25 protein-coding genes are annotated in these 24,166 nt (G+C 44.5%); 20 read left to right on the top strand and 5 right to left on the bottom strand.

What is annotated here, in order from left to right:
* Nucleotides 1–13: 13 nt before the first annotated feature.
* Nucleotides 14–625: a YhcN/YlaJ family sporulation lipoprotein gene (locus NSS75_RS14990; RefSeq protein ID WP_024122340.1), complete on the top strand. Its 612-nt coding sequence runs from the start codon at nucleotides 14–16 to the stop codon at nucleotides 623–625.
* Between the two features lie 103 nt (nucleotides 626–728).
* On the top strand, nucleotides 729–1,448 hold the full coding sequence (locus NSS75_RS14985) for a YebC/PmpR family DNA-binding transcriptional regulator (protein ID WP_198098494.1): 720 nt from the start codon (nucleotides 729–731) through the stop codon (nucleotides 1,446–1,448).
* A gap of 48 nt (nucleotides 1,449–1,496) precedes the next feature.
* Here the strand turns inward: NSS75_RS14985 and NSS75_RS14980 are convergent, their stop codons facing one another.
* Both NSS75_RS14980 and NSS75_RS14975 read right to left on the bottom strand, forming a co-directional pair.
* Entirely contained in the window at nucleotides 1,497–2,951 is a 1,455-nt protein-coding gene (locus NSS75_RS14980; protein ID WP_198098493.1) for an alanine/glycine:cation symporter family protein, read from the bottom strand.
* Between the two features lie 266 nt (nucleotides 2,952–3,217).
* On the bottom strand, nucleotides 3,218–3,529 hold the full coding sequence (locus tag NSS75_RS14975) for a DUF5412 family protein (protein ID WP_232351009.1): 312 nt from the start codon (nucleotides 3,527–3,529) through the stop codon (nucleotides 3,218–3,220).
* A gap of 204 nt (nucleotides 3,530–3,733) precedes the next feature.
* Between NSS75_RS14975 and NSS75_RS14970 the strand changes: the two genes are divergently transcribed.
* Nucleotides 3,734–3,856, top strand: coding sequence for a hypothetical protein (locus NSS75_RS14970; RefSeq protein WP_024122335.1), 123 nt, complete (start codon nucleotides 3,734–3,736; stop codon nucleotides 3,854–3,856).
* Nucleotides 3,857–3,897: 41 nt separating this feature from the next.
* Here the strand turns inward: NSS75_RS14970 and NSS75_RS14965 are convergent, their stop codons facing one another.
* Entirely contained in the window at nucleotides 3,898–4,548 is a 651-nt protein-coding gene (locus tag NSS75_RS14965; RefSeq protein WP_268496893.1) for a phosphotransferase, read from the bottom strand.
* A 237-nt stretch (nucleotides 4,549–4,785) separates the two neighbouring features.
* Here NSS75_RS14965 and iolG point away from each other — a divergent pair, with 237 nt between their 5' ends.
* From iolG to yajC, 9 genes are all read left to right on the top strand, one after another.
* Nucleotides 4,786–5,811: an inositol 2-dehydrogenase gene (gene iolG, locus NSS75_RS14960; RefSeq protein WP_268509576.1), complete on the top strand. Its 1,026-nt coding sequence runs from the start codon at nucleotides 4,786–4,788 to the stop codon at nucleotides 5,809–5,811.
* 83 nt (nucleotides 5,812–5,894) lie between these two features.
* Nucleotides 5,895–7,202, top strand: coding sequence for an MFS transporter (locus NSS75_RS14955; RefSeq protein ID WP_339233592.1), 1,308 nt, complete (start codon nucleotides 5,895–5,897; stop codon nucleotides 7,200–7,202).
* A gap of 47 nt (nucleotides 7,203–7,249) precedes the next feature.
* Nucleotides 7,250–7,759: an intercompartmental signaling factor BofC gene (locus tag NSS75_RS14950; protein ID WP_024122331.1), complete on the top strand. Its 510-nt coding sequence runs from the start codon at nucleotides 7,250–7,252 to the stop codon at nucleotides 7,757–7,759.
* A 138-nt stretch (nucleotides 7,760–7,897) separates the two neighbouring features.
* Nucleotides 7,898–8,503: a Holliday junction branch migration protein RuvA gene (ruvA, locus tag NSS75_RS14945; protein ID WP_024122330.1), complete on the top strand. Its 606-nt coding sequence runs from the start codon at nucleotides 7,898–7,900 to the stop codon at nucleotides 8,501–8,503.
* Between the two features lie 10 nt (nucleotides 8,504–8,513).
* The gene (gene ruvB / locus NSS75_RS14940; protein ID WP_024122329.1) at nucleotides 8,514–9,518 is read left to right on the top strand and encodes a Holliday junction branch migration DNA helicase RuvB; all 1,005 of its coding nucleotides are present in this window, start codon (nucleotides 8,514–8,516) and stop codon (nucleotides 9,516–9,518) included.
* Entirely contained in the window at nucleotides 9,511–9,711 is a 201-nt protein-coding gene (locus tag NSS75_RS14935) for a DUF2905 domain-containing protein (protein ID WP_003222669.1), read from the top strand. Before ruvB ends, NSS75_RS14935 begins: the two co-directional genes overlap by 8 nt.
* 26 nt (nucleotides 9,712–9,737) lie before the next feature.
* On the top strand, nucleotides 9,738–10,766 hold the full coding sequence (queA, locus tag NSS75_RS14930) for a tRNA preQ1(34) S-adenosylmethionine ribosyltransferase-isomerase QueA (protein ID WP_024122327.1): 1,029 nt from the start codon (nucleotides 9,738–9,740) through the stop codon (nucleotides 10,764–10,766).
* A gap of 26 nt (nucleotides 10,767–10,792) precedes the next feature.
* Complete coding sequence (gene tgt, locus NSS75_RS14925; protein ID WP_024122326.1) at nucleotides 10,793–11,938, top strand: tRNA guanosine(34) transglycosylase Tgt; 1,146 nt, start codon at nucleotides 10,793–10,795, stop codon at nucleotides 11,936–11,938.
* 47 nt (nucleotides 11,939–11,985) lie between these two features.
* Nucleotides 11,986–12,252, top strand: coding sequence for a preprotein translocase subunit YajC (yajC, locus tag NSS75_RS14920; RefSeq protein WP_024122325.1), 267 nt, complete (start codon nucleotides 11,986–11,988; stop codon nucleotides 12,250–12,252).
* Nucleotides 12,253–12,310: 58 nt separating this feature from the next.
* On the opposite strand, the gene NSS75_RS14915 is transcribed toward yajC, so the two are convergent.
* Nucleotides 12,311–12,697 (bottom strand): TIGR04086 family membrane protein, encoded by a 387-nt coding sequence (locus NSS75_RS14915; RefSeq protein ID WP_024122324.1) that lies wholly within the window; start codon nucleotides 12,695–12,697, stop codon nucleotides 12,311–12,313.
* A 196-nt stretch (nucleotides 12,698–12,893) separates the two neighbouring features.
* On the opposite strand from NSS75_RS14915, the gene NSS75_RS14910 reads away from it, so the two are divergent.
* Nucleotides 12,894–13,550, top strand: coding sequence for a DUF421 domain-containing protein (locus tag NSS75_RS14910; protein ID WP_024122323.1), 657 nt, complete (start codon nucleotides 12,894–12,896; stop codon nucleotides 13,548–13,550).
* Nucleotides 13,551–13,553: 3 nt separating this feature from the next.
* Here NSS75_RS14910 and spoVB read toward each other — a convergent pair whose 3' ends face one another.
* Nucleotides 13,554–15,110 (bottom strand): stage V sporulation protein B, encoded by a 1,557-nt coding sequence (gene spoVB / locus NSS75_RS14905; RefSeq protein ID WP_024122322.1) that lies wholly within the window; start codon nucleotides 15,108–15,110, stop codon nucleotides 13,554–13,556.
* Between the two features lie 115 nt (nucleotides 15,111–15,225).
* Here spoVB and NSS75_RS14900 point away from each other — a divergent pair, with 115 nt between their 5' ends.
* The 7 genes from NSS75_RS14900 (at nucleotide 15,226) to relA (ending at nucleotide 24,158) form a co-directional block, all read left to right on the top strand.
* Nucleotides 15,226–15,522, top strand: coding sequence for a post-transcriptional regulator (locus tag NSS75_RS14900; RefSeq protein WP_010335127.1), 297 nt, complete (start codon nucleotides 15,226–15,228; stop codon nucleotides 15,520–15,522).
* A gap of 37 nt (nucleotides 15,523–15,559) precedes the next feature.
* A complete protein-coding gene (gene secDF, locus NSS75_RS14895) occupies nucleotides 15,560–17,773 on the top strand; it encodes a protein translocase subunit SecDF (RefSeq protein WP_024122320.1) in 2,214 nt (737 codons plus the stop codon).
* Between the two features lie 159 nt (nucleotides 17,774–17,932).
* Nucleotides 17,933–18,430 carry a cation:proton antiporter regulatory subunit gene (locus NSS75_RS14890; protein ID WP_024122319.1) on the top strand — a complete coding sequence of 166 codons (498 nt, stop codon included), beginning with the start codon at nucleotides 17,933–17,935 and terminating at the stop codon, nucleotides 18,428–18,430.
* 75 nt (nucleotides 18,431–18,505) lie between these two features.
* The gene (locus tag NSS75_RS14885) at nucleotides 18,506–18,841 is read left to right on the top strand and encodes a lipopolysaccharide assembly LapA domain-containing protein (protein ID WP_024122318.1); all 336 of its coding nucleotides are present in this window, start codon (nucleotides 18,506–18,508) and stop codon (nucleotides 18,839–18,841) included.
* 66 nt (nucleotides 18,842–18,907) lie between these two features.
* Nucleotides 18,908–21,268, top strand: a complete 2,361-nt coding sequence (gene recJ / locus NSS75_RS14880; RefSeq protein WP_213417786.1) for a single-stranded-DNA-specific exonuclease RecJ — start codon at nucleotides 18,908–18,910, stop codon at nucleotides 21,266–21,268.
* A gap of 5 nt (nucleotides 21,269–21,273) precedes the next feature.
* Nucleotides 21,274–21,786, top strand: coding sequence for an adenine phosphoribosyltransferase (locus NSS75_RS14875; RefSeq protein WP_010335123.1), 513 nt, complete (start codon nucleotides 21,274–21,276; stop codon nucleotides 21,784–21,786).
* 167 nt (nucleotides 21,787–21,953) lie between these two features.
* Nucleotides 21,954–24,158: a GTP diphosphokinase gene (gene relA / locus NSS75_RS14870; RefSeq protein ID WP_010335122.1), complete on the top strand. Its 2,205-nt coding sequence runs from the start codon at nucleotides 21,954–21,956 to the stop codon at nucleotides 24,156–24,158.
* Nucleotides 24,159–24,166: the final 8 nt, after the last annotated feature.

Below are 24,166 nucleotides of genomic sequence, written 5' to 3'. Positions count from 1 at the left end.
GGGGGTTTTTCCATTGGGTAGAAAGTTAACAATTGCAGGCCTCATTTTGATGACAGCCGGATTAACAGCATGCGGCGCAAATAATGATGCCCTTAATGATACGCGTAATAACGGTAATAACGGCAATACCCGTCCAATCGGATATTATACAAATGAGAATGACGCTGACAGACAGGGAGACGGGATGGATCACGACGGCCCGGTCTCTGAATTGATGGAGGACCAGAACGGCCAAAACGGCCGTGACCGAAACACAACCAATGTAAACGACCGTGTTACTGCAGATGATCGCGTCCCATTGGCAACTGACGGAACATATAACAACACAAATAACAGAAATATGAACCGAAATGGGACGAACAACAACGGGTATGACAACCAAGAGAACAGAAGACTTGCCGCAAAAATCGCCAATCGTGTGAAACAAGTCAAAAACGTCAACGACACACAAGTGATGGTAACGGATGACAAAGTAGTCATCGCTGTCAGAAGCCACGCTGATTTCACACAGTCTGACAGGCAAAATGTCAAAAAAGCCGCACGAAACTATGCGGATGGCCGTGACGTTCAAGTATCTACAGATAAAGGACTGTTCACAAGACTTCATAAAATGAACAGACGCTAGGACTAAGAAGGCTGCCGGAGAGTGATTCCCGGCGGTCTTTTTCTTTACAACGGCTTGCAATACCCATTAAAGTGTACATAGAAATATCAAGGAAGGTGAAAGCATGGCTGGCCATTCTAAGTGGAAAAACATCCAAAAAAGAAAAAATGCGCAAGACGCAAAGCGCGGAAAAGTATTTATGAAGCTTGCTAAAGAAATCTATGTGGCAGCAAAGCAAGGCGGAGCCGATCCTGAAGCAAATTCAGCATTGCGGCTTGTGATTGAAAAAGCAAAAGGCGCCAATATGCCAAATGATAATATAGACCGTGCCCTAAAAAAAGCCGCAGGAAGCCAGGACGGCAGCAGCTACGAGGAAATCACCTATGAAGGCTACGGTCCCTCAGGGGTTGCCGTCATGGTGGAGTGCTTAACTGATAATAAAAACCGTACGGCGACAAATGTGCGGACAGCTTTCAATAAAAACGGCGGAAGTCTCGGAGAAAGCGGATGTGTATCATTTTTATTTGAACGGAAGGGGTACATTGCAATTGACCGTACACATCGGCAAATAGAAGAGGATGACCTGATGCTTGATGTCATAGAAGCGGGCGGCGAAGAGCTGCAGACAGAGGATGAATACTTTGAGGTATTAACAGCGCCTGAACGTTTTGAAGAGGTAAAAACAGCACTTGAAGCAAATTATCCAGTCGATTCAGCTGAAGTAACCATGATTCCGAAAACATATGCAGATGCTGATGATGAGGCTGTTGAAAAACTGGATAAATTGATTGATGCGCTTGAAGACGATGATGATGTTCAGGCAGTGTATACAAATTACCAGTAATATAAAAATGACCGGCGCGAAGTGATCTCAGACCGGTCTTTTTACGTCTTAAGAGACGCGCTCATTTTCGTGTGTGTATTCTTTCTCCCAGAAATCAGCGTTTTTGATGCCGAGAGCTTTAGGATCAAAGACTGGGTCTAAGCCTTGTTTCTTCTGTTGCTCATAATCCTTTAACGCAATAAGCGCCGGCTTGGCGAGCAAAACAATGGCAATGACGTTCAGCCAAACCATAATGCCAAGTCCCGCGTCACCTAATGCCCAAGCAAGTGTAGCGGTTTTGACAGCACCGTAGAATGTCGCGGCTAAAATGATCATTTTTAAGCCGAGCATTGCCCACTTGCTTTCTCTGCCTCTCGCTAAATATGCGATATTTGTTTCAGCGATGTAGTAATAAGCCATAATGGTTGTAAAAGCGAAGAAGAACAAAGCGATAGCGACAAAGCCTGCACCAAAGCCGGGCAGCACACTGTCAATGGCGGCCTGAGTGAAGCCCGGTCCAGCTTCTACACCTTTCAGGTGATTGACAATAAATGAACCGTCGGCAGCCTGTGTATTGTACATACCGGTAAATAAAATCATGAATGCTGTAGCGGAACATACAAATAAAGTGTCGATATAAACAGAAAATGCCTGAACCAATCCTTGCTTTACCGGATGAGATACCTCTGCGGCGGCAGCAGGATGAGGGCCTGTTCCTTGTCCGGCTTCGTTTGAATAAATGCCTCGTTTGACGCCCCATGAAATGGCCATGCCGATGAGACCGCCGAATGCGGAATCTAATGCAAAAGCACTTCTGAAAATCAAAGAAATGACAGCAGGCAGTTCAGAAATATTCATCACAATGATGATCAGAGAGAGCAGAATGTATCCGACTGCCATAAACGGGACAATCATTTGTGAGGCACTGGCGATACGTTTTACACCTCCGAAAATGATAAAACCTAATAAGAGAACAAGAAAACAGCCAGTAATGGCAGGAGAGATGCCGAATGCATTTTGGACGCCCGCTGCAATGGAGTTGGACTGGACCCCTGGCATAAGGAGAGCCATTGCAATAAGGGCCGCAGCCGCAAATAAAACAGCAAACCACTTAATGCCTAATCCTTTTTCTATATAATAAGCGGGTCCGCCTCGATATTGGCCGCCTTGTTTCACTTTATAAATTTGGGCAAGAGTAGATTCAACAAAGGCGCTCGAAGCACCGATAAAAGCAATGGCCCACATCCAGAACACCGCGCCGGGTCCGCCGAACGCAATTGCTGTTGCCACACCTGCAATGTTTCCGGTCCCCACCCTGCCGGACAGAGCGATTGATAATGCTTGAAACGAAGATACCCCTGCCTCTGAGCTCTTGCCTTGAAACATCAGCACAATCATTTCCTTGATGTGTCTGACTTGTAAAAAACGGGTCACAATAGAAAAGATCAATCCAATTCCTAATAAAATATAAATGACGGGTGTACTCCATAAGACCGCGTTTAAACTAGCAACAAAATCTGCCATCAAGCTTCCTCCTCACGTCGTTTCGATTGCTTTATAAAGAGGATTTTGGGTTAATTGAACTATTTTTACAATCAATCTGTCACATTATATAACGTGTAATGATCATGAGAGGGGAGAATGGGGTGAAAAAAAGCGCAGCGTATGAAGTACGCCGCGCTTCTGTTTATAAAGGCATGTGGACACCAATTATGAAACAGTCTTTGAGAAATAAATAGCCAAGCTCATTGCGTATATAAAAGGCAAAACGAGAAGGATCTTTCATTATCTCATCTCACTGATGCTTGCGGCGGTTCCTCACGAATCCAATGATCATCCTTTCGCCAATCATAAGTTTCATCGATATCGAGATGTAAAGTCTGGCTGCCGATTTTTACTGTATTGTTGTTCAACCATTTAACAGATGGTCTGCTGTCAGGATAATTCCAATAGATTGTTTTTTCATTCACGAGTTCGCCTCTGGCGGCATCTGAGCCTAAGGTATTTTTGGATACATAAGTGTTTAGCGTATAGCTTCCGTCCGGTGATTCCACTGATTGTACGAGGCTGCCTTTCGGAACGTTTTTGAGTGAAAAAAACATCCAATAAACGGCACCGCCGAAGAACAGAAGACATGAGAATATAATAAGAGGGACTTTACTGCGTGTTTTGATGTGACTCTCTCCCTTTTTTTCTCTCATTTTATCATATCGCGGATTTTATACGATCTTTACATTTCTTTAAAATTTCCTCAATAAAGTGAAGGTATGATAAAGGAAAATAGATAAAGGGTGGGGGAGACAGAAATGGAAAACACATATTGTCATTCCAGCGAAAAGAACTCAGACGCGGTTTATTTGAGTGTGAGAGGATATCGCATCAAGCTGTCGCCTGAACAAATGAAATTGATTTCTGCTGTCAGAAAGTAAAAATAAAATGATAAAGGCAGCCGCTTATGCGGCTGCCTTTTCTATGAAGAATATTTTCTTTTCCGTTGTGCAAAGCGCTTCTGAAACCAAACTTTTTTATATAAAAAAGCAATAACCTCAAGCCAAAAGCCCGGGATTTTTTTCGGGAAAATCGGCTTTTTATAAAGCGTATGATACGCCGTTTTTAAATCGTCCCACTGCGTGCACGTTTTCGTCTGTTCAAATCTCGCAACATCAATGACCCGCACTGCTCCGGATTCTGTCAGAATCAGATTGCGCAAATGAATGTCTGACGGGTTGAGGCCAGCTGCACGGGCGTCAGAAAGTGCGTCCTCTACCTGCTGAATCATATCGTCGCTGATCGCGATGCCTTTTTTCAGGCAGTTGTAAAAGGTATCGCCTTTAATATATTCCATTAAAATAAATGAATCACCAGTTTCATAAATGTCAGGGTAGAATGCGGATCCGTCTAATTTTTCATAAATCGCTGCTTCTTTGACGGCTGTCGCTTGATACTCCGGAAAAAATACCTTCAGCGCCATTTTCCGGTCACCTTCTGTTATGGCAAACACATAGGCGCTTCGTCCCTTGCCGATCAATGTTAATTCCTCGGGTTTCTCTTTGACTTTATCAAATCTGCTGTTTTGGCGGTATATGACTGAATGGGCCAGTGCCTCTGCTTTTGTCAGCATTTCATTCACCTTCTTTGCTCTATTTTATGCAGTTGTTTATAGGAAAATCCAAAACTGTTCAGGAAAAAGAGCCTAAATATAGTGTATCTGGTCTTGGGAAAGAAGGCTACCTATAAGCTTTGATTGTGATAAAAGAGACATGAAAACGTTTATCCCACTCCTTGAAAAGCGCTTACAAATGGGATACTATTAATTTGAAATAAAGCGCTTTCGTAAACTATCAAGGGGGAACACGCCATGACGAAACAGATGGTGACAGGAATTATCGGTGCAGGGCGCATCGGCAAACTTCATGTTCAAAATATACATCGGATTCCTCATATGAAAATAAAAGCGGTTTCTGATATTTCTGCAAGCTGTTTACAGGATTGGGCCGCCAGTCACCACATTGAATACATAACCGCTGACTATAGAGATTTATTGCTTGATCCTGATATTGACGCTGTTTTTATCTGTTCGCCAACAAACACACATGCGCAAATCATCAGAGAAGCAGCTGAGGCGAAAAAACATATTTTTTGTGAAAAACCAATCAGTTTTTCTCCTGATGAAACGAAGGAGGCACTTGCGGCCGTGCGGAAACATGGGGTTAAGCTGCAAGTCGGATTTAACCGCCGTTTCGACCCTCATTTTAAGAAAATCAAAACCATTGTCTCAAATGGTGAAATCGGCACGCCTCATTTATTAAAAATTACGTCACGGGACCCTGAACCCCCGAATGTTGATTATGTCCGCACATCAGGCGGCTTATTTATCGATATGTCGATTCACGATTTTGATATGGCGAGATACATCATGGGAAGTGAAGTGACGGAAGTGTATGCAAAAGGAGCGGCTTTGGTGAATCCGTCCTTTGCAGAGCTGGGGGACATTGATACGGCTGTCATTACCTTGACATTTGCAAACGGTGCCATGGGTGTGATAGACAACAGCCGTCAAGCTGTGTACGGATATGACCAGCGGGTCGAGGTTTTCGGCACGAAAGGCTCGGCAGCAGCGGATAACAGCAGGCCGACGACGGTAGAAGTGTCAACGGCTGACTTTGTCATGAAGGATAAACCGCATTTCTTTTTTCTTGAACGCTATAAGGAAGCCTACACAGAAGAGATTCTTCAGTTTGCAGATGCGATCAAAACCAATCGGGAGACTGCCTGCACCGGCGATGACGGCTTTCAGGCGGAACGAATAGCAAGGGCGGCTCAGCAGTCACTCGCTTTAGGCATGCCTGTCAGCATTGAACATACTGAGAAAATTGTTTTTTAATATTCAGATAAAGGGATTGCAATACAGCAAGCTTGGGTATATACATTCCATTGATACTTTATAAAAAGTAGGCGGTGGAAATCATGAATACAGCACATGCTAAAGGAAATGCTTTAAACAAAATCGGAATTCCTTCTCACATGCTTTGGGGTTATATTGGTGTGGTCATCTTTATGGTTGGAGACGGACTTGAGCAAGGATGGCTGTCTCCTTTTCTTGTTGATCACGGTCTCAGTATGCAGCAATCTGCTTCGCTGTTTACGGTGTATGGCATTGCTGTCACGATTTCGGCTTGGCTATCAGGAACCTTTGTCCAGACTTGGGGGCCAAGAAAGACGATGACGGTCGGTTTACTTGCTTTTATCCTCGGTTCGGTTGCTTTTATCGGCTGGGCGATTCCTCATATGTACTATCCGGCTCTCTTGGGCAGCTACGCGCTCAGGGGCTTGGGATACCCGCTGTTTGCATACTCGTTTCTTGTATGGGTATCATACAGCACCTCTCAGCAAATCCTTGGTAAAGCCGTCGGCTGGTTTTGGTTTATGTTTACGTGCGGCCTGAACGTGCTTGGACCGTTTTATTCGAGCTATGCGGTTCCGGCGATTGGAGAAATCAATACGCTTTGGAGCGCTTTACTATTTGTGGCAGCAGGCGGAGTTCTCGCACTGTTTTTTAATAAAGATAAATTTATGCCTGTACAAAAACAAGATCAGCCGAAATGGAAAGAGCTGTCGAAGGCGTTTACAATTATGTTTGAAAATCCTAAAGTCGGCATCGGCGGCGTAGTCAAGACAATAAATGCTATCGGACAATTCGGATTTGCGATATTTCTTCCGACCTATTTGGCGCGTTACGGCTATTCTGTTTCAGAATGGCTGCAAATTTGGGGGACGCTGTTTTTTGTCAACATTGTATTTAACATCATTTTCGGCGCGGTCGGAGATAAACTGGGCTGGCGCAATACTGTCATGTGGTTTGGCGGAGTCGGCTGCGGCATTTTTACACTGGCGCTCTATTACACGCCGCAATTGATTGGGCATCAGTACTGGGTGCTGATGATCATTGCCTGCTGCTACGGTGCGGCACTGGCCGGATATGTTCCATTAAGCGCGCTTTTGCCGACGCTTGCGCCTGATAACAAAGGTGCTGCCATGTCTGTGTTAAATCTGGGGTCGGGTCTGTGCGCTTTTATTGCTCCCGGCATCGTGAGCCTTTTTATCGGCCCGCTCGGCGCAGGCGGCGTGATATGGATTTTTGCGTCATTATATTTTCTCAGTGCTTTCCTGACACAATTTCTGACGATTTCAGAACGGCACGCCGATATGTATCCAGAGGAACGGCTTGTCAGGAAAAATGTGCAAACAAATTTTGAGGAAACGGTTAAGCAGTAGCCTCTTTGGTCAGACTAGTCATAAACGTGTGCAAAGAGGTGTAAAGGGTGAAACGATTTAGCACTGCGTATCTGTTGCTGGGGATTTTATGCTCAGCCGCAGCTTTTCTAATGGGTGCTCCCCGCGCGTCAGGGGCGGAAGTGGAGCACTATGAACCGCTGCAAGTGCATGTGCAGCTTGAAAAAGTGTATTTGGATGGAGAGGTCAGCATCGAGCATAAGCGTGAAAAGGTGCTGTCCATGGATGACTTTTGGGCGGATTATGCGGGATGGACGCTTGTCGAACATAAAAATGGGTACGTTCTATTTCGGAAGCAGGTGGACGATATTTCTCCGCTCAGCAAGGTGAATGGTTATATCGGCGTTTCTGACAGCGGAGTAATTTCCACTTTTCATGGACGGCCGGAGTCGGATTCTGAACCGATTCAATCTTTTTTTCAAATTGACTTAGAAAGACTGGAGAGCCATATGCAAAAAAATCTCGAAAAAGGCATTCCGTTTCGGACGAAAGCGGAGTTTGAAGATGTCATAGAACATATCAAGACGTACAGCGGGTGACCACTGCTGATTGAAGACATGTGCTCATGTCTTTTTTTTCGTGGAACAATGAATGAGAAGCGAACATATGTTAACTTTTCTTTAAGCCTTTGGCTGTTTTTATGGTACAATGAAGAACAGTCAAAGAGGTGAATTTTCGTGATCGAATTTGTTAAAGGGACGATTGATTATGTATCTCCCCAATATATTGTGATAGAAAACGGCGGCATCGGCTATCAGATTTTTACGCCAAATCCGTTTATATATAAGGAGAGAAGTCAAGAAACCATTTTTACGTACCATCATGTAAGAGAAGATGCGTTTTTACTATACGGCTTTTCAACAAGGGAGGAAAAAGCGCTCTTTACAAAGCTGTTAAATGTGACCGGAATCGGTCCAAAAGGGGCACTCGCCATTTTGGGATCAGGTGACCCGGGAGCGGTCATTCAAGCAATTGAAAATGAAGATGAAGCCTTTTTAGTCAAGTTTCCGGGCGTCGGCAAAAAAACTGCCCGCCAGATTATCCTTGATTTAAAAGGAAAGCTGGCTGACGTCGTGCCTGAAATGATTGAAAATCTGTTCAATCATGAAGAAAGACTTGAAAAACAAACGGCAGAAACGGCGCTTGAAGAAGCACTCGAGGCCCTCAGGGTACTTGGTTATGCCGAAAAAGAAATCAAAAAGGTACTTCCTCACTTAAAAGAGGATATTGGTCTGACAACAGACCAGTACGTAAAAAAAGCATTACAAAAACTATTGAAGTAAGGTGATGTTCATGGATGAACGGCTCGTCTCAAGTGAAGCAGACAACCATGAATCAGTGATAGAGCAAAGCCTGAGGCCTCAGCGCCTGGTTCAATACATCGGGCAGCATAAGGTAAAAGAGAATTTGCGTGTTTTTATAGATGCCGCAAAAATGAGACAGGAAACGCTTGATCATGTTCTTTTATACGGTCCGCCAGGGCTTGGAAAAACGACGCTTGCTTCCATCGTTGCCAACGAAATGGGAGTGGAGTTGCGGACGACTTCGGGACCTGCGATTGAAAGGCCGGGTGATTTGGCTGCGATCTTAACGGCGCTCGAGCCGGGGGATGTATTATTTATCGATGAGATACATAGGCTGCACAGATCGATTGAAGAGGTGCTTTATCCGGCAATGGAAGATTTTTGTCTTGATATTGTCATTGGAAAAGGGCCTTCTGCCCGTTCAGTCCGTCTTGATCTTCCGCCTTTTACACTGGTCGGCGCCACGACAAGAGTAGGGCTTTTGACTGCGCCTTTAAGAGATCGATTCGGCGTCATGTCGCGGCTTGAGTATTATACACAAGAAGAGCTTGCTGATATTGTTACGAGAACGGCTGATGTGTTTGAGGTTGAAATTGATCAGCCGTCAGCGCTTGAGATTGCCAGAAGATCAAGAGGAACGCCGCGGGTGGCCAACCGCCTGCTGAGAAGGGTCCGGGATTTTGCACAGGTGTTAGGCGACAGCCGGATTACAGAAGAGATTTCTCAGGACGCTTTGGAGCGGCTTCAAGTCGACCGTCTTGGTTTGGATCACATTGATCACAAGCTGCTGATGGGAATGATCGAAAAATTTAACGGCGGTCCGGTGGGGCTTGATACGATTTCAGCCACGATCGGCGAAGAACCGCATACGATTGAAGATGTATACGAACCGTATCTTCTGCAAATCGGTTTTATCCAGAGAACGCCGCGGGGAAGGATCGTCACACCGGCCGTTTATCATCATTTTCAAATGGAGGCTCCCCGATATGACTGAATTTCCTAAGATCATTATGATTCTTGGTGCTGTTTTGCTTATTATCGGAGCGGTTTTGCATTTTGTCGGCAAGATGCCGGGAGATATTTTTGTAAAAAAAGGAAATGTGACGTTTTTCTTCCCGGTTGTCACTTGTATTATCATAAGTGTGGTATTATCAATCTTGCTTAATCTTTTCGGCAGAATGAAATAACAAAAGACTAGAATAAAGGTGAAATTATGAAAGTTGATTTATTTGATTTTGAACTTCCGGAACGTTTAATTGCACAGGTGCCATTGGAACAGCGTGACGCTTCAAGGCTGATGGTGCTTGATAAACATACAGGAGAGCTGACAGACAGCTCGTTTAAACAGATCATCAGTTTCTTTAAAGAAGGGGATTGTCTCGTGCTGAACAATACCCGCGTTTTGCCTGCCCGGTTATTCGGAACAAAAGAGGATACGGGGGCAAAAGTAGAACTGCTTTTGCTGAAACAGGAAGCCGGTGACAGGTGGGAAACGCTCGTCAAACCGGCAAAACGGGTAAAAAAAGGAACCGTTGTAACATTTGGAGACGGCAGATTAAAAGCTGTCTGCACGGAAGAGCTGGAGCATGGCGGCAGAAAAGTTGAGTTCCAATATGACGGTATTTTTTACGAGGTGCTGGAATCACTCGGAGAAATGCCGCTTCCGCCATATATTAAGGAACAGCTTGATGACAGAGAGCGCTACCAAACTGTGTTTTCAAAAGAAATCGGATCTGCCGCTGCGCCTACAGCCGGACTTCATTTCACGGAAGACATTTTACAGCAGCTGAAGGACAAAGGTGTTCAGATTGAGTTCATCACACTGCATGTCGGTCTCGGAACGTTTCGTCCGGTCAGTGCCGATGAAGTGGAAGAGCATAATATGCATGCAGAGTTCTATCAAATGTCAGAAGAAACGGCCGCGGCTTTAAACAGCGTAAGGGAAAAGGGCGGACGGATTATTTCTGTCGGCACGACCTCAACCCGCACGCTTGAAACGATTGCCGGTGAACATGATGGGCGATTTAAAGCATCAAGCGGATGGACATCTATTTTTATTTATCCGGGCTATGAATTCAAAGCCATTGACGGAATGATTACAAACTTTCACTTGCCGAAATCATCATTGATTATGCTGGTCAGTGCGCTTGCAGGCAGAGAAAACGTTCTGCGTGCGTATAACCATGCGGTTGAAGAAGAATACCGTTTCTTCAGCTTCGGCGACGCAATGCTGATTATATAAATTGAGAACAGGAGGCCTCATAAAAAGTGGCTGAACAACCAATACGCTATGAATTTATAAAAGAATGCAAACAAACAGGGGCGCGCCTGGGCAGAGTGCATACTCCCCACGGCTCCTTTGAAACGCCTGTTTTTATGCCGGTCGGCACACTGGCGACAGTCAAAACAATGGCGCCTGAAGAGCTGAAGGCAATGGACGCGGGCATCATATTAAGCAACACATATCACCTATGGCTTCGCCCGGGACAGGATATTGTAAAAGAAGCGGGCGGACTCCATAAATTTATGAACTGGGACCGCGCAATTTTAACAGATTCCGGCGGTTTTCAGGTCTTTTCATTAAGCAAGTTTCGTAATATAGAGGAAGAGGGCGTTCACTTCCGCAATCACTTAAATGGAGATAAGCTGTTTTTATCTCCGGAAAAAGCGATGGAGATCCAAAACGCACTCGGCTCTGATATTATGATGGCATTTGACGAATGCCCGCCATATCCGGCAGAATACGATTACATGAAACGGTCAGTTGAGCGGACAAGCCGCTGGGCTGAACGCTGCCTGAATGCCCATGCCCGGCAGGACGAGCAAGGCCTGTTTGGTATTGTTCAGGGGGGAGAATACGAAGATTTGCGTACACAAAGCGCGAAAGACTTGATTTCCCTTGATTTTCCGGGATATGCTATAGGTGGATTGTCCGTTGGTGAACCGAAAGACGTTATGAACCGGGTGCTTGAATTTACGACACCGCTTTTACCGAAGGATAAGCCGAGGTATCTGATGGGAGTCGGTTCTCCGGATGCTCTGATTGACGGAGCGATCCGCGGAGTAGACATGTTTGACTGTGTGCTGCCTACCCGTATTGCACGGAACGGCACGGTGTTTACTGCTGAAGGACGGCTCAATATGAAAAACGCAAAATTTGAGAGAGACTTCCGTCCGATTGATGAAGAGTGTGATTGCTACACATGTAAAAATTACACACGGGCGTATATCAGACACTTGATTCGCTGCAATGAAACGTTTGGACTCCGATTAACAACTTACCATAACCTTCATTTTCTGTTACACTTAATGGAGCAGGTAAGACAGGCTATTCGCGAGGATCGTCTGGGTGATTTCAGAGAAGAGTTCTTTGAGCGTTACGGCTATAACAAGCCAAATGCGAAAAGCTTCTAATATAAAAAGCCATAATGGCGAGTTTGTTTCAGAAAGGGGGGAAAAAGATGACAGGTACTTTAGGTACATTAGTTCCTATTATTTTAATGTTTGCGGTTCTTTATTTCTTGCTGATCCGTCCGCAGCAGAAGCAGCAAAAAGCTGTGCGTCGAATGCAGGAGGAACTGAAAAAAGGCGATTCAGTCGTGACAATCGGTGGATTGCACGGTACAGTTGACTCTATCGACGAAAGCAAAGTCGTCATTAAGACTGGTGATAACACACGTCTTACTTTCGACCGCCGCGCGATCAGAGAAACTTCTGCTGCTGAATAACAGCAGGAGTTCATACATAGCAAACAAAAAAGAGCGGGTAACCCCCGCTCTTTTTTTATTAGGAAGATCTGCTTCCTCTCAAATTCACTCCGAAAATGCCGCCAAGCATACATACGCCTAAAAAGCCAAGATGGAAGAGCAGCTGTTCTGCTGTAAATGTTTTTCCGAATCCCAGATATTGAAACAGTAAAATAATCAAGGAAAAGCTTAAAGCAGTCAATGCCCCAATCAGCCATCCTCTTTCCTTCCCTTTCCCGCCAGATATGAATCCGCCGATAAATAAAGAAAGAAATGATACGGCGGTGATCAGCCAGTTGAATGATGATTCTTCAAGCGAGGTTGCTGTCAGTAAAAGTGAAACGGCTAAACTCGTTAGGAGCATGGCTGAAAAAATAGCGATTAAGCCGTAGAGTATGCCTTTTCCAACTTGTTTCGTTTCCTCCATGAATTTCTCCTCCCTGCCTATCTATAAAGGCTTCTGTTCTTTTTAAACAAAGCCTCAGACATGCTGATGGCTCGTCTTTGTAAAAATGTATTCCCTCGTTCCGTGAATTAGACGTAAAAGCTTTATGAAATACGATCACTTTTTCTTACATAAATCGTATGTTTTGTTGCATGCTATGATGAGTTGGAGGTGCATGATGGAAGAGCTTCTTACTATAACGTTTCGCACAGTCGTATTATATTTTGTGATCCTGATTATTTTTCGTTTCATGGGCAAGCGGGAGATCGGAGAGCTTAGTATATTAGATCTCGTTGTCTTTATCATGATGGCAGAAATTGCTGTCCTGGCCATAGAAAACGTAGAGGACCATCTGTTTCATACCATTTTGCCAATGCTTGTGCTAATGATGATCCAAGTGACGTTTGCATACATATCCTTAAAAAACCGGAACGTACGTCAGCTTCTTGACGGCAAGCCCACCATTATCATTAAATACGGAAAAATTGACGAAAACGCCATGAAATCACAGCGTTATAATTTTGATGATTTGATGGTTCAGCTAAGAGAAAATAATATCGACAGAGTGGCTGATGTATCATTTGCTATATTAGAGCCGTCAGGCAAACTGACTGTCGTAAAAAAACAAAACAATGATGAACATAGACAGCTGGAGATGCCGCTTATCATTGACGGTGACATTCAAACTGAGAACCTGGCTCGGATCGGCAAAGATAACCAGTGGCTTGAGGAGAATTTATTGAAACAGGGATATACGAATCCTTCAGCTATATCATTTTGTTCGTTTACTGACGGCGAATTTTTTATTGATGAAAAAGATGGGCACCGCACTTGATTTTCATCGGACGATCAGGCGTCCGATAATAGGGATGCGGCGAAGCTCATCTTTTTTGATTAAACGGAAAACGAGCAGCAAGATGATATAGAAAACAGCGCTTATCGCAATCCATCCGGCAACATTCACAGCCTCCGACTCTCCGAACCGCACATATTGTTTGACAGCAGAGCTGAGGAACCCGCATATAAAAATAACCGCAAAGCAGAGCACGTACTCTTTTATTTTGATGCTGATCGGCAGCACTTTGCTCACTGTCGCTGCATGCAAAAGGGTGACGAGCACCATGCCCGTTACAATCGCTAATGCAGCACCCATGATGCCGAGAGACGGTCTCGTGGCAAGGACGAAAATAAGGCCTGTTTTTACAAGGGCTCCGATCAAGCTGTTCATCATTGCAGCTCCTGCTAAATTGAGCGCCTGCAGCACAGCCTGAAGCGGACCCTGGAAATAATAAAGCAGAAAAAACGGAGCCATGACTTTTATAAACACGGCTGCACCTGAGGACCCATACATCACGCTCATCAGCTCATCCGCAAACACATATAAAATCACTACTGAAATGCCCCCGCTAAGCAGGCACAGCCGCATGGCCTGCTCCAATCGGTATTCAACCACCTGAAGTTTTTTCTGTTCCATTCCTTCACTTATCGCAGGAACAAGCGCGGTCGACAAAGAATATGTAATAAAGCTGGGCAGAGTCAGCAGCGTCATGGCAAAGCCGGTCAGTTCCCCGTATTGCTTTGTAGCCGCAACTGTCGCCACTCCGGCAATTGCAAGGCTTTGCGCGACAACAATGGGTTCAAAAAACCAAGACAGGTTGCCGATAAAACGGCTGCCGGTTGTAGGAAGTGAGACGCTCATTAATTGAGAAAAAGTTTCTTTTCCATTTTTAATCGATTGAAAAAAATGTTTTCTGATTTTCATTGTTTTTTTGAATTTGAAACAAATGAATAAATAAACAAGTGACGCCAGCTCTCCTGCAACTGAAGAAAGCATGGCTCCCGCTGCGGCATATTCAATTCCGTAAGGGAGAAAAATCGTCGTACATACAGCCACGAGAGAAATGCGGACGACCTGTTCCAGGACTTGTGAAACGGCAAGCGGGTTCATGTTTTGTTTTCCTTGAAAATACCCTCTCAGCACACTGGATATGGCGATAATCGGCACGACCGGAGTAATGGCCAAGAGGGGGTACAGCGTCCTCTGATCTGTCAGCATGGTTTCCGCCATTACCGGGGCGAAAAATAAAAACAGCGGTGTGAAAATCAGGCTGAGAATCCCAGTGATGGTAAGAGACATGACTAAAATATTTTTCGTTTTTTGATGATCTCCGCGTGCGCTGGCTTCAGCGACAAGCTTACTGATCGCGACGGGAAGACCGAATTGAGTTAATGTAGTGGCTAAGAAAAAGGTAGGAGCCGCCATCATATAGAGCCCGACCCCTTCTTCACCGATAAATCGGGCGATGACCACCCGGTTGACAAAGCCGAGCATTCTTGTGACCATCCCTGCTGCGATAAGGATAAGAGTGCCCTTTAAAAACGTCTGTTTCGCCATTTTTACCCCCTGCCTTCTCAAACTACCTGGAATCATATACAATAAAGATATGCGTATATATCGTCCAAGCATGACAAGTCTTCTTGAAAAACAATAAAAAAGGAGCGTGGAATTCGTGGATAAGCATCCAGCCGATCTGTATAAAGACCACGTAAGGCCGTTTCTTTACAGCAAACTGGAAGAGTTTAAGATTCTGGGATATGATGATGTTGAGCTCGATAGTTTGTGGTCATACTTAAAAAACAAGAAGTGGAAAAAGAAATCGGAGCTGCACATCTATGAACTGACAAGGGATATTTTATCAGTGAAAATTGGAGAATTTATGAACTATGCAACCGTTGAGTCATTTAAAACGTCTAATTGGCTGGGCAGTGAAGAAGGTCAGGAAGCATTGGAAGAACTACTGAGGTAGCAGTTGATCTGCATAGGTTTAAGGGAGGATATACATAATGAAAAAAGGACGCTTGATTGCGTTTTTCCTTTTCGTTCTATTGATTGGCACGGGGCTGGGCTACTTTACAAAGCCTGCTGCAAACAATATTACGTTAGGATTGGATTTGCAAGGCGGATTTGAGGTGCTGTATGACGTACAGCCAGTAAAAAAAGGTGACAAAATCACAAAAGACGTTCTGGTCAGCACAGTAGAGGCTTTGAACCGCAGGGCGAATGTCCTCGGTGTCAGTGAACCGAACATCCAAATTGAAGGAAATAACCGGATTCGTGTTCAGCTAGCTGGTGTGACAAACCAAAACAGAGCGCGGGAAATTTTGGCGACTGAGGCTCAGCTTTCTTTCAGAGATACAAATGACAAAGAATTGCTGAACGGTTCTGATCTCGTTGAAAACGGGGCAAAACAAACATACGACGCCAAAACAAATGAACCGATTGTCAGTATTAAACTGAAAGATGCTGATAAATTCGGTGAAGTGACGAAAAAGGTCATGAAAATGGCGCCAAACAACCAGCTTGTCATTTGGATGGATTACGAAAAAGGAGACTCTTTTAAGAAAGAAGTTCAAAAAGAGCACCCTAAGTATGTTTCCGCTCCGAATGTAAGCCAGGAATTAAACACAAAAGACGTTACAATTGAAGGGCATTTTAAAGTCCAGGAAGCGAAAGATTTAGCCAGCATTTTAAATGCCGGGGCGCTGCCTGTTAAACTGACTGAAAAATACTCAACATCAGTAGGCGCACAATTTGGACAGCAGGCGTTGCATGATACGGTGTTTGCAGGTATTGTCGGAATAGCTATTATTTTCCTATTCATGCTTTTCTATTACCGCCTGCCAGGATTGATTGCGGTGATTACGCTATCAGTTTATGTATACATTACGCTCCAGATTTTTGACTGGATGAACGCTGTTCTCACTCTTCCGGGAATAGCCGCACTCATTTTAGGGGTCGGGATGGCTGTAGATGCCAACATCATCACCTATGAGCGGATTAAGGAAGAGCTTAAGCTAGGAAAATCCGTCCGTTCTGCCTTCCGCTCAGGAAACAGACGGTCATTTGCGACGATTTTTGACGCGAATATTACAACCATTATTGCAGCGGTTGTGCTCTTTGTCTTTGGGACAAGCTCTGTTAAAGGGTTTGCGACAATGCTGATTCTGTCGATTCTGACAAGCTTTATTACCGCAGTCTTCTTATCAAGATTTCTGCTCTCGCTTCTTGTGGAAAGCAGATGGTTAGACCGGAAAAAAGGCTGGTTTGGCGTCAAAAAGAAACATATTGTGGACATCCAGGACACAGATGAAAATACAGAACCGTATACGCCGTTCCAAAAATGGGATTTTACGAGCAAGCGAAACTTTTTCTTTATTTTCTCAAGTGCAGTTACCGTTGCCGGAATTATTATTCTGCTTGTATTTAAACTGAATCTGGGCATTGACTTTGCGAGCGGCGCACGGATTGAAGTGCAAAGTGACCATAAGCTCACGACAGAGCAGGTGGAGAAGGACTTTGCATCACTTGGCATGGAACCTGACACGGTTGTCTTGTCAGGCGAAAAGAGCAATATTGGTGTTGCCCGCTTTGTAGGAGTGCCTGATAAAGAAACCATTGCAAAAGTGAAAGATTACTTTAAAGACAAGTACGGATCCGAGCCGAATGTCAGCACGGTGTCACCTACTGTTGGTAAAGAACTGGCGAGAAATGCATTGTACGCAGTAGCCATTGCTTCAATCGGAATCATTATTTACGTTTCCATCCGATTCGAGTACAAAATGGCGATTGCTGCGATTGTTTCACTGCTTTATGATGCTTTCTTTATCGTCACATTTTTCAGCATTACAAGGCTGGAGGTAGATGTTACCTTTATTGCGGCCGTCCTGACGATTGTCGGTTATTCGATTAACGATACAATCGTTACATTTGACAGGGTTCGCGAGCATATGAAAAAGCGCAAGCCGAAAACGTTTGCCGATTTGAGCCATATCGTAAACCTAAGCTTGCAGCAAACCTTTACAAGATCCATTAATACTGTATTAACTGTAGTGATTGTTGTCATAACACTGCTGATCTTTGGGGCATCTTCTATTACAAACTTCTCAATCGCTCTATTGGTTGGGCTGTTAACAGGTGTTTATTCATCCCTCTACATTGCCGCGCAAATTTGGCTTGTTTGGAAAGGGAAAGAATTAAAAAAAGGTACGGAACAATAGAGTAGCTGTCAGGCTGTCCATTATGGGCAGCCTGATTTTTTGGCGTTTGATTGATCTTAAAATAGACATTTGCTATAATGACATACGCTTACAATTAAACATATAAATGGTGTGAAGAGGATTTGTGACAGGTTTTCATTTATGTGGGAGGGTTTGGGTATGAAGGTTCGCGAGTCGGAGCTGCCGGGTATCGGGCAAAAAGTTGAGATTGTCACCAGAAACCAAGATAAAATATCAATTATCATTCATGACGACGGCAGAAGAGAGCTGTATTATTTTGACGAAAATGATCATGAAGAATGTGTGACATCCGTACAGTTTGATGATGCGGAAGCGAGGCAGATTTCTGCGATTCTGGGCGGGATGGCATATAAACCGAAAGCGTTAGAAACCGTGGAAGTGGCTCTTGACGATTTGATCATAGAATGGTTTAAAGCAGAAGCAGGAGCACCAGCCGTTCACAAGACAATCGGTGATTTGGACGTGCGGCAGGAATATCAAGCGACAGTCATCGCTATATTAAAGAAGAATCAGAAAAAGCAATTGAATCCAGGGTCTGAAACAGTGATAGAAGAAGGAGATACACTCGTCATCTCTGGAGAGAGAGACGGACTGAAGAGGCTGATCCGTGAAAAATTAACCGCACTGGGGGCTTGACTCGCGTCAAGCCATGTTTAAAACCAATGTGAATAGGGAAACTAACCTCAATAAGTGAAGTTTGGGGGTAATCGAATGAACAAACAATGGACGATTATATTTGCACTTATTTTTACGTTGCTTGTCGCTGTTTTCGCAGTCATTAATGTAAGATCCGTAGAAGTTGATTACCTGTTTGGCAGATCAGAGTGGCCGCTTATTCTAGTCATTTTAGGTTCAGTACTGATGGGGGCGCTGATCGTTTTTTCTGCCGGAATTTTTCAAGTCATGAAATTAAAGAGAGAAATAAAAGCGTTGCGGAAAGAAACCAAAACCGCACAGGATGTGATACATAACCAAGAGGATGCTCATTTGAATGATGTTCAAGCCGACACACAGGATGCATCCGCCATTATTGAGAAAAAAGACTAGTTTTCGAATTATATTTGAAACCCTTCAGCCTGCTCTAGTATAATAGGGTGGTTGAGGGGTGAATTTATGTTAGCGTCAAAAATGCGATGGGAAATCCAGCGACCAGATCAGGAAAAGGTCAAATCACTCACAGAACAATTGGACATAACACCTCTTGTTGCGTCGCTGCTTGTAAAAAGAGGCTTTGATAAGGCAGAAAACGCGAGGCTGTTTTTACATACAAAGGATGCCGAATTCTATGATCCCTATGAGATGAAGGGGATGAAAGAAGCGGTAGAACGAATAAAACAGGCGATTTCACAACAAGAACAGATTATGATATATGGCGATTATGACGCCGATGGAGTTACCAGTACGTCAGTGATGCTGCACACTTTGCAAAAGCTGTCGGCGCAAGTTGATTTTTATATACCTGACCGGTTTAAAGAAGGCTACGGCCCTAATGAACAGGCATTTCGCTCGATTAAAGAACGAGGCTTCTCACTCATTATTACGGTTGATACGGGGATTGCCGCTGTCCATGAAGCGAAGGTAGCAAAGGAACTTGGCTTAGATGTCATCATTACCGACCACCATGAGCCTGGACCGGAGCTTCCGGATGTCCATGCGATCGTTCACCCGAAGCAGCCTGGCTGCACCTATCCTTTTAAGGAGCTTGCAGGAGTGGGCGTGGCGTTTAAGCTTGCCCACGCATTATTGGGCGAATTGCCAGATGAACTTCTTGACCTGGCGGCAATCGGCACCATTGCCGATCTAGTTCCGCTGCATGATGAAAACAGATTAATTGCAACATTAGGTCTCGAAAAGCTCCGGCGGACGAACCGGCTTGGCTTAAAAGAACTGATTAAGCTCTCAGGCGGAGAAATCGGAGAAGCGAACGAAGAAACCGTCGGATTTCAGCTCGCACCGAGACTGAACGCAGTCGGAAGAATTGAACAGGCCGATCCTGCTGTTCATTTGCTGATGTCAGAGGACCCGTTTGAAGCGGAAGAGCTTGCCGCTGAAATCGATCAGCTTAATAAAGAACGGCAAAAGATGGTCAGCAAAATGACGGATGAAGCGATTGAAATGGTTGAACAAGAAGGGCTTAATCAAACTGCGATTGTCGTGGCAAAAGCAGGATGGAATCCCGGAGTCGTCGGAATTGTTGCTTCAAAGCTTGTAGACCGTTTTTACCGCCCGGCCATTGTCCTTGGAATTGATGAAGAAAAAGGGATCGCCAAAGGTTCGGCACGAAGCATCAGGGGATTTAATTTGTTTGAAAGCCTTTCTGAATGCAGAGATATTCTTCCGCACTTTGGAGGCCATCCAATGGCGGCTGGCATGACGCTGAATGCCGAAGATGTGCCGGAATTGCGGAACAGGCTGAATGAGATAGCTGACAATACGCTTACAGAAGAAGATTTTATTCCTGTACAGGAAGTAGACCTCGTATGCAGCGTGGAGGACATTACGGTTGAAAGCATCACAGAGATGAATCTGCTTTCCCCCTTCGGCATGCTGAATCCGAAACCGCATGTGATGGTAGAAAACGCAGTGCTGGAAGATGTCCGCAAAATCGGGGCGAATAAAAATCATGTCAAAATGACGATTAGAAACGATTCCTCCCAGCTTGACTGCGTCGGTTTTAACAAAGGCGAGCTTGAGGAAAGTATAGTGCCCGGTTCAAAAATTTCGATTGTTGGTGAAATGTCGATCAATGAATGGAATAACAGAAAAAAACCGCAGCTGATGATCAAGGATGCGGCTGTTGCTGAATGGCAGCTGTTTGACTTAAGAGGAAAACGCACGTGGAAAGATACGGTTTCCGCCCTTCCGTCTGATAAACGAGTCATTGTCTCCTTCAAAGAAGAAACCGCAATGCTTCTTCAGTCTGAAGATCTTCGCCATGACGTGCACGTTATCAGTTCTGAAGACCAAGCGAAGGCATATGAACTTGACGGTGCATATATTGTATTACTGGATTCACCGCCTTCGCTGGACATGCTCGCACGTTTGTTGGAAGGCAAAGCGCCTGAGCGGATTTACTTCATCTTTCTCAATCATGAGGAACACTTTTTATCATCTTTTCCGGCAAGAGACCACTTTAAATGGTATTATGCATTCTTGCTGAAAAGAGGCACTTTTGACTTGAATAAACACGGCTCAGAGCTTGCGAGGCATAAAGGCTGGTCCGTTGAAACAATCAATTTCATGACAAAGGTGTTTTTTGATCTCGGTTTTGTTAAAATAGAGAATGGTGTGCTGTCTGTAATAAGCGGAGCGAAAAAACGCGATTTAACAGACTCGCAAACATATCAAGCAAAACAGCAGCTGATGGAGCTGGATCAAAAGCTGAATTATTCTGCGGCTGAAGAGCTGAAGGAATGGCTGAATAAGCTGATGAAACAAGATTCAGAGGCTTATGAAAGTACGAGGAGGACATAAAACAGATGGATTTAAAACAATACGTAACAATTGTACCGGATTACCCGAAAGAGGGCGTGCAATTTAAAGATATTACGACACTGATGGATAAAGGCGATGTCTATCGCTATGCAACAGATCAAATTGTGGAATATGCGAAAGAAAAACAAATTGATTTGGTTGTCGGTCCAGAGGCACGCGGCTTTATTATCGGCTGTCCGGTTGCCTACGCGCTTGGCGTCGGTTTTGCACCGGTGCGCAAAGAAGGCAAATTGCCGCGTGAGGTCATCAAAGTGGATTACGGTTTGGAGTATGGCAAAGACGTATTAACGATCCACAAAGATGCGATTTTACCAGGCCAGCGTGTGCTTATTACAGATGACCTGCTTGCAACAGGCGGCACAATTGAAGCAACAATCAAACTTGTTGAGGAGCTTGGCGGCATTGTAGCTGGTATCGCTTTCTTAATCGAGCTTTCTTACCTTGATGGCAGAAATAAACTTGATAATTATGACATCTTAACATTAATGAAATACTAAAGATAACCTCATAAAGGAAAAAGCACTCGATACAGGGTGCTTTTTTCCTATTGTTTTGCATTTATTTGATATATTATTTGGTGATTTGAACTTCTGCTCTTTACATCTATCGTTTTTTTCTTGATAATAAACTACAATACAGTTTACATTTTAAAAAAGGTGATTCCATGGCGAACGAACAAGTATTGACTGCCGAGCAAGTTATTGATAAAGCGCGCAGTTATCTATCCGATGAGCATATCGCATTTGTCGAAAAAGCATACCTGTACGCTGAAGATGCTCATCGCGAGCAATACCGCAAATCAGGCGAGCCTTACATTATTCATCCGATTCAGGTTGCGGGAATTCTCGTTGATCTTGAAATGGATCCATCCACAATCGCGGGCGGATTTCTGCATGATGTAGTGGAGGATACTGATGTGACGCTTGATGACCTGAAGGAAGCATTCTCCGAGGAAGTGGCAATGCTTGTGGACGGTGTAACGAAGCTCGGTAAAATTAAATATAAATCTCAAGAGGAACAGCAGGCGGAAAATCATCGCAAAATGTTTGTCGCTATGGCTCAAGATATCCGGGTCATACTGATCAAGCTGGCGGATCGTCTTCACAATATGCGGACGCTGAAACATCTTCCCCAAGAAAAACAGCGTAGAATTTCTAATGAAACGCTGGAAATTTTTGCTCCTTTGGCTCATCGCCTCGGGATTTCAAAGATTAAATGGGAACTGGAAGATACGGCGCTCCGTTATTTGAATCCTCAGCAATATTACAGAATTGTCAACCTCATGAAGAAAAAACGCGCAGAACGCGAGCTTTATGTCGACGAGGTTGTCAATGAGGTGAAAAAACGTGTCGAAGAAGTCAACATCAAGGCTGACTTCTCAGGCCGGCCGAAGCATATTTACAGTATCTATAGAAAAATGGTGCTGCAAAATAAGCAATTCAATGAAATTTATGATCTGCTTGCTGTCCGGATTCTCGTGAACAGTATAAAGGACTGCTACGCGGTGCTCGGCATTATTCATACATGCTGGAAGCCGATGCCCGGCAGGTTCAAAGATTATATCGCAATGCCGAAGCCGAACATGTATCAATCGCTTCATACAACAGTTATAGGGCCTAAAGGCGACCCGCTGGAAGTGCAGATCCGCACCTTTGAAATGCATGAAATCGCGGAATATGGGGTTGCGGCTCACTGGGCTTATAAAGAAGGAAAAGCAGCGAGTGAAAGCGCAACATTTGAGAAAAAGCTTTCATGGTTCCGCGAAATTTTGGAATTCCAAAATGAATCAACAGATGCCGAAGAATTTATGGAATCGCTCAAAATCGATTTGTTCTCGGATATGGTGTACGTCTTTACGCCAAAAGGAGATGTCATCGAGCTTCCGTCCGGTTCTGTCCCGATTGATTTCTCTTACCGGATTCACTCTGAAATCGGCAATAAAACAATCGGTGCGAAGGTCAACGGAAAAATGGTGACCCTTGACCATAAGCTCCGGACAGGTGATATCGTTGAAATTCTCACCTCCAAGCATTCCTATGGTCCGAGTCAGGATTGGGTGAAGCTTGCTCAAACCTCACAGGCGAAGCATAAGATCCGTCAATTCTTTAAGAAACAGCGGCGCGAAGAAAATGTCGAAAAAGGCCGTGAATTGGTTGAAAAAGAAATTAAAAATCTGGACTTTGAAGTGAAGGACGTCCTGACACCGGAGAACATCCAAAAAGTTGCAGATAAATTTAATTTCTCAAATGAAGAAGACATGTACGCAGCGGTCGGCTACAATGGCATCACAGCCCTGCAGGTGGCGAACCGGCTGACGGAAAAAGAAAGAAAACAGCGCGATCAGGAAGAACAAGAAAAAATTGTTCAGGATGTCACTGCGGAGCCTAAACCGTATCCGCAAGGAAGAAAGCGGGAAGCTGGCGTTCGCGTCAAGGGGATCGACAATCTCCTTGTGCGTTTATCGAAATGCTGTAATCCTGTGCCTGGTGACCATATTGTCGGTTTCATTACAAAAGGCAGAGGGGTTTCCGTCCATCGCGACGACTGCCCGAATGTCAAAACGAATGAAGCGCAGGAGCGGCTGATCCCCGTAGAGTGGGAACATGAGTCACAGGTGCAAAAACGCAAGGAATACAATGTTGAGATCGAGATTCTTGGGTATGACCGCCGCGGATTGCTTAACGAGGTGCTTCAGGCAGTGAATGAAACGAAAACAAATATTTCTTCTGTCTCTGGCAAATCGGATCGCAACAAAGTGGCAACCATTCATATGGCTATTTTTATCCAGAACATCAATCATCTGCATAAAGTCGTCGAGCGCATTAAGCAAATAAGGGATATATATTCTGTGCGCCGCGTCATGAATTAAAGGAGTCA

The sequence above is a fragment of the Bacillus sp. FSL K6-1012 genome (assembly GCF_037964915.1).
In the GTDB taxonomy this organism is placed as follows: Bacteria; Bacillota; Bacilli; order Bacillales; family Bacillaceae; genus Bacillus; species Bacillus halotolerans.
The sequence above is the reverse complement of the archived record's forward strand: the minus strand, read 5'-3'. Positions and strand labels throughout refer to the sequence as shown.

Coding starts and splice junctions, on each gene's coding strand:
- NSS75_RS14985 (WP_198098494.1), top strand. CDS start 729: ATGGCTGGCCATTCTAAGTGGAAAAACATCCAAAAAAGAAAAAATGCG.
- NSS75_RS14980 (WP_198098493.1), bottom strand. CDS start 2,951: ATGGCAGATTTTGTTGCTAGTTTAAACGCGGTCTTATGGAGTACACCC.
- NSS75_RS14975 (WP_232351009.1), bottom strand. CDS start 3,529: ATGTTTTTTTCACTCAAAAACGTTCCGAAAGGCAGCCTCGTACAATCA.
- NSS75_RS14970 (WP_024122335.1), top strand. CDS start 3,734: ATGGAAAACACATATTGTCATTCCAGCGAAAAGAACTCAGACGCGGTT.
- NSS75_RS14965 (WP_268496893.1), bottom strand. CDS start 4,548: ATGCTGACAAAAGCAGAGGCACTGGCCCATTCAGTCATATACCGCCAA.
- iolG (WP_268509576.1), top strand. CDS start 4,786: ATGACGAAACAGATGGTGACAGGAATTATCGGTGCAGGGCGCATCGGC.
- NSS75_RS14955 (WP_339233592.1), top strand. CDS start 5,895: ATGAATACAGCACATGCTAAAGGAAATGCTTTAAACAAAATCGGAATT.
- ruvB (WP_024122329.1), top strand. CDS start 8,514: ATGGATGAACGGCTCGTCTCAAGTGAAGCAGACAACCATGAATCAGTG.
- NSS75_RS14935 (WP_003222669.1), top strand. CDS start 9,511: ATGACTGAATTTCCTAAGATCATTATGATTCTTGGTGCTGTTTTGCTT.
- queA (WP_024122327.1), top strand. CDS start 9,738: ATGAAAGTTGATTTATTTGATTTTGAACTTCCGGAACGTTTAATTGCA.
- yajC (WP_024122325.1), top strand. CDS start 11,986: ATGACAGGTACTTTAGGTACATTAGTTCCTATTATTTTAATGTTTGCG.
- NSS75_RS14915 (WP_024122324.1), bottom strand. CDS start 12,697: ATGGAGGAAACGAAACAAGTTGGAAAAGGCATACTCTACGGCTTAATC.
- NSS75_RS14910 (WP_024122323.1), top strand. CDS start 12,894: ATGGAAGAGCTTCTTACTATAACGTTTCGCACAGTCGTATTATATTTT.
- spoVB (WP_024122322.1), bottom strand. CDS start 15,110: ATGGCGAAACAGACGTTTTTAAAGGGCACTCTTATCCTTATCGCAGCA.
- secDF (WP_024122320.1), top strand. CDS start 15,560: ATGAAAAAAGGACGCTTGATTGCGTTTTTCCTTTTCGTTCTATTGATT.
- NSS75_RS14890 (WP_024122319.1), top strand. CDS start 17,933: ATGAAGGTTCGCGAGTCGGAGCTGCCGGGTATCGGGCAAAAAGTTGAG.
- NSS75_RS14885 (WP_024122318.1), top strand. CDS start 18,506: ATGAACAAACAATGGACGATTATATTTGCACTTATTTTTACGTTGCTT.
- recJ (WP_213417786.1), top strand. CDS start 18,908: ATGTTAGCGTCAAAAATGCGATGGGAAATCCAGCGACCAGATCAGGAA.
- NSS75_RS14875 (WP_010335123.1), top strand. CDS start 21,274: ATGGATTTAAAACAATACGTAACAATTGTACCGGATTACCCGAAAGAG.
- relA (WP_010335122.1), top strand. CDS start 21,954: ATGGCGAACGAACAAGTATTGACTGCCGAGCAAGTTATTGATAAAGCG.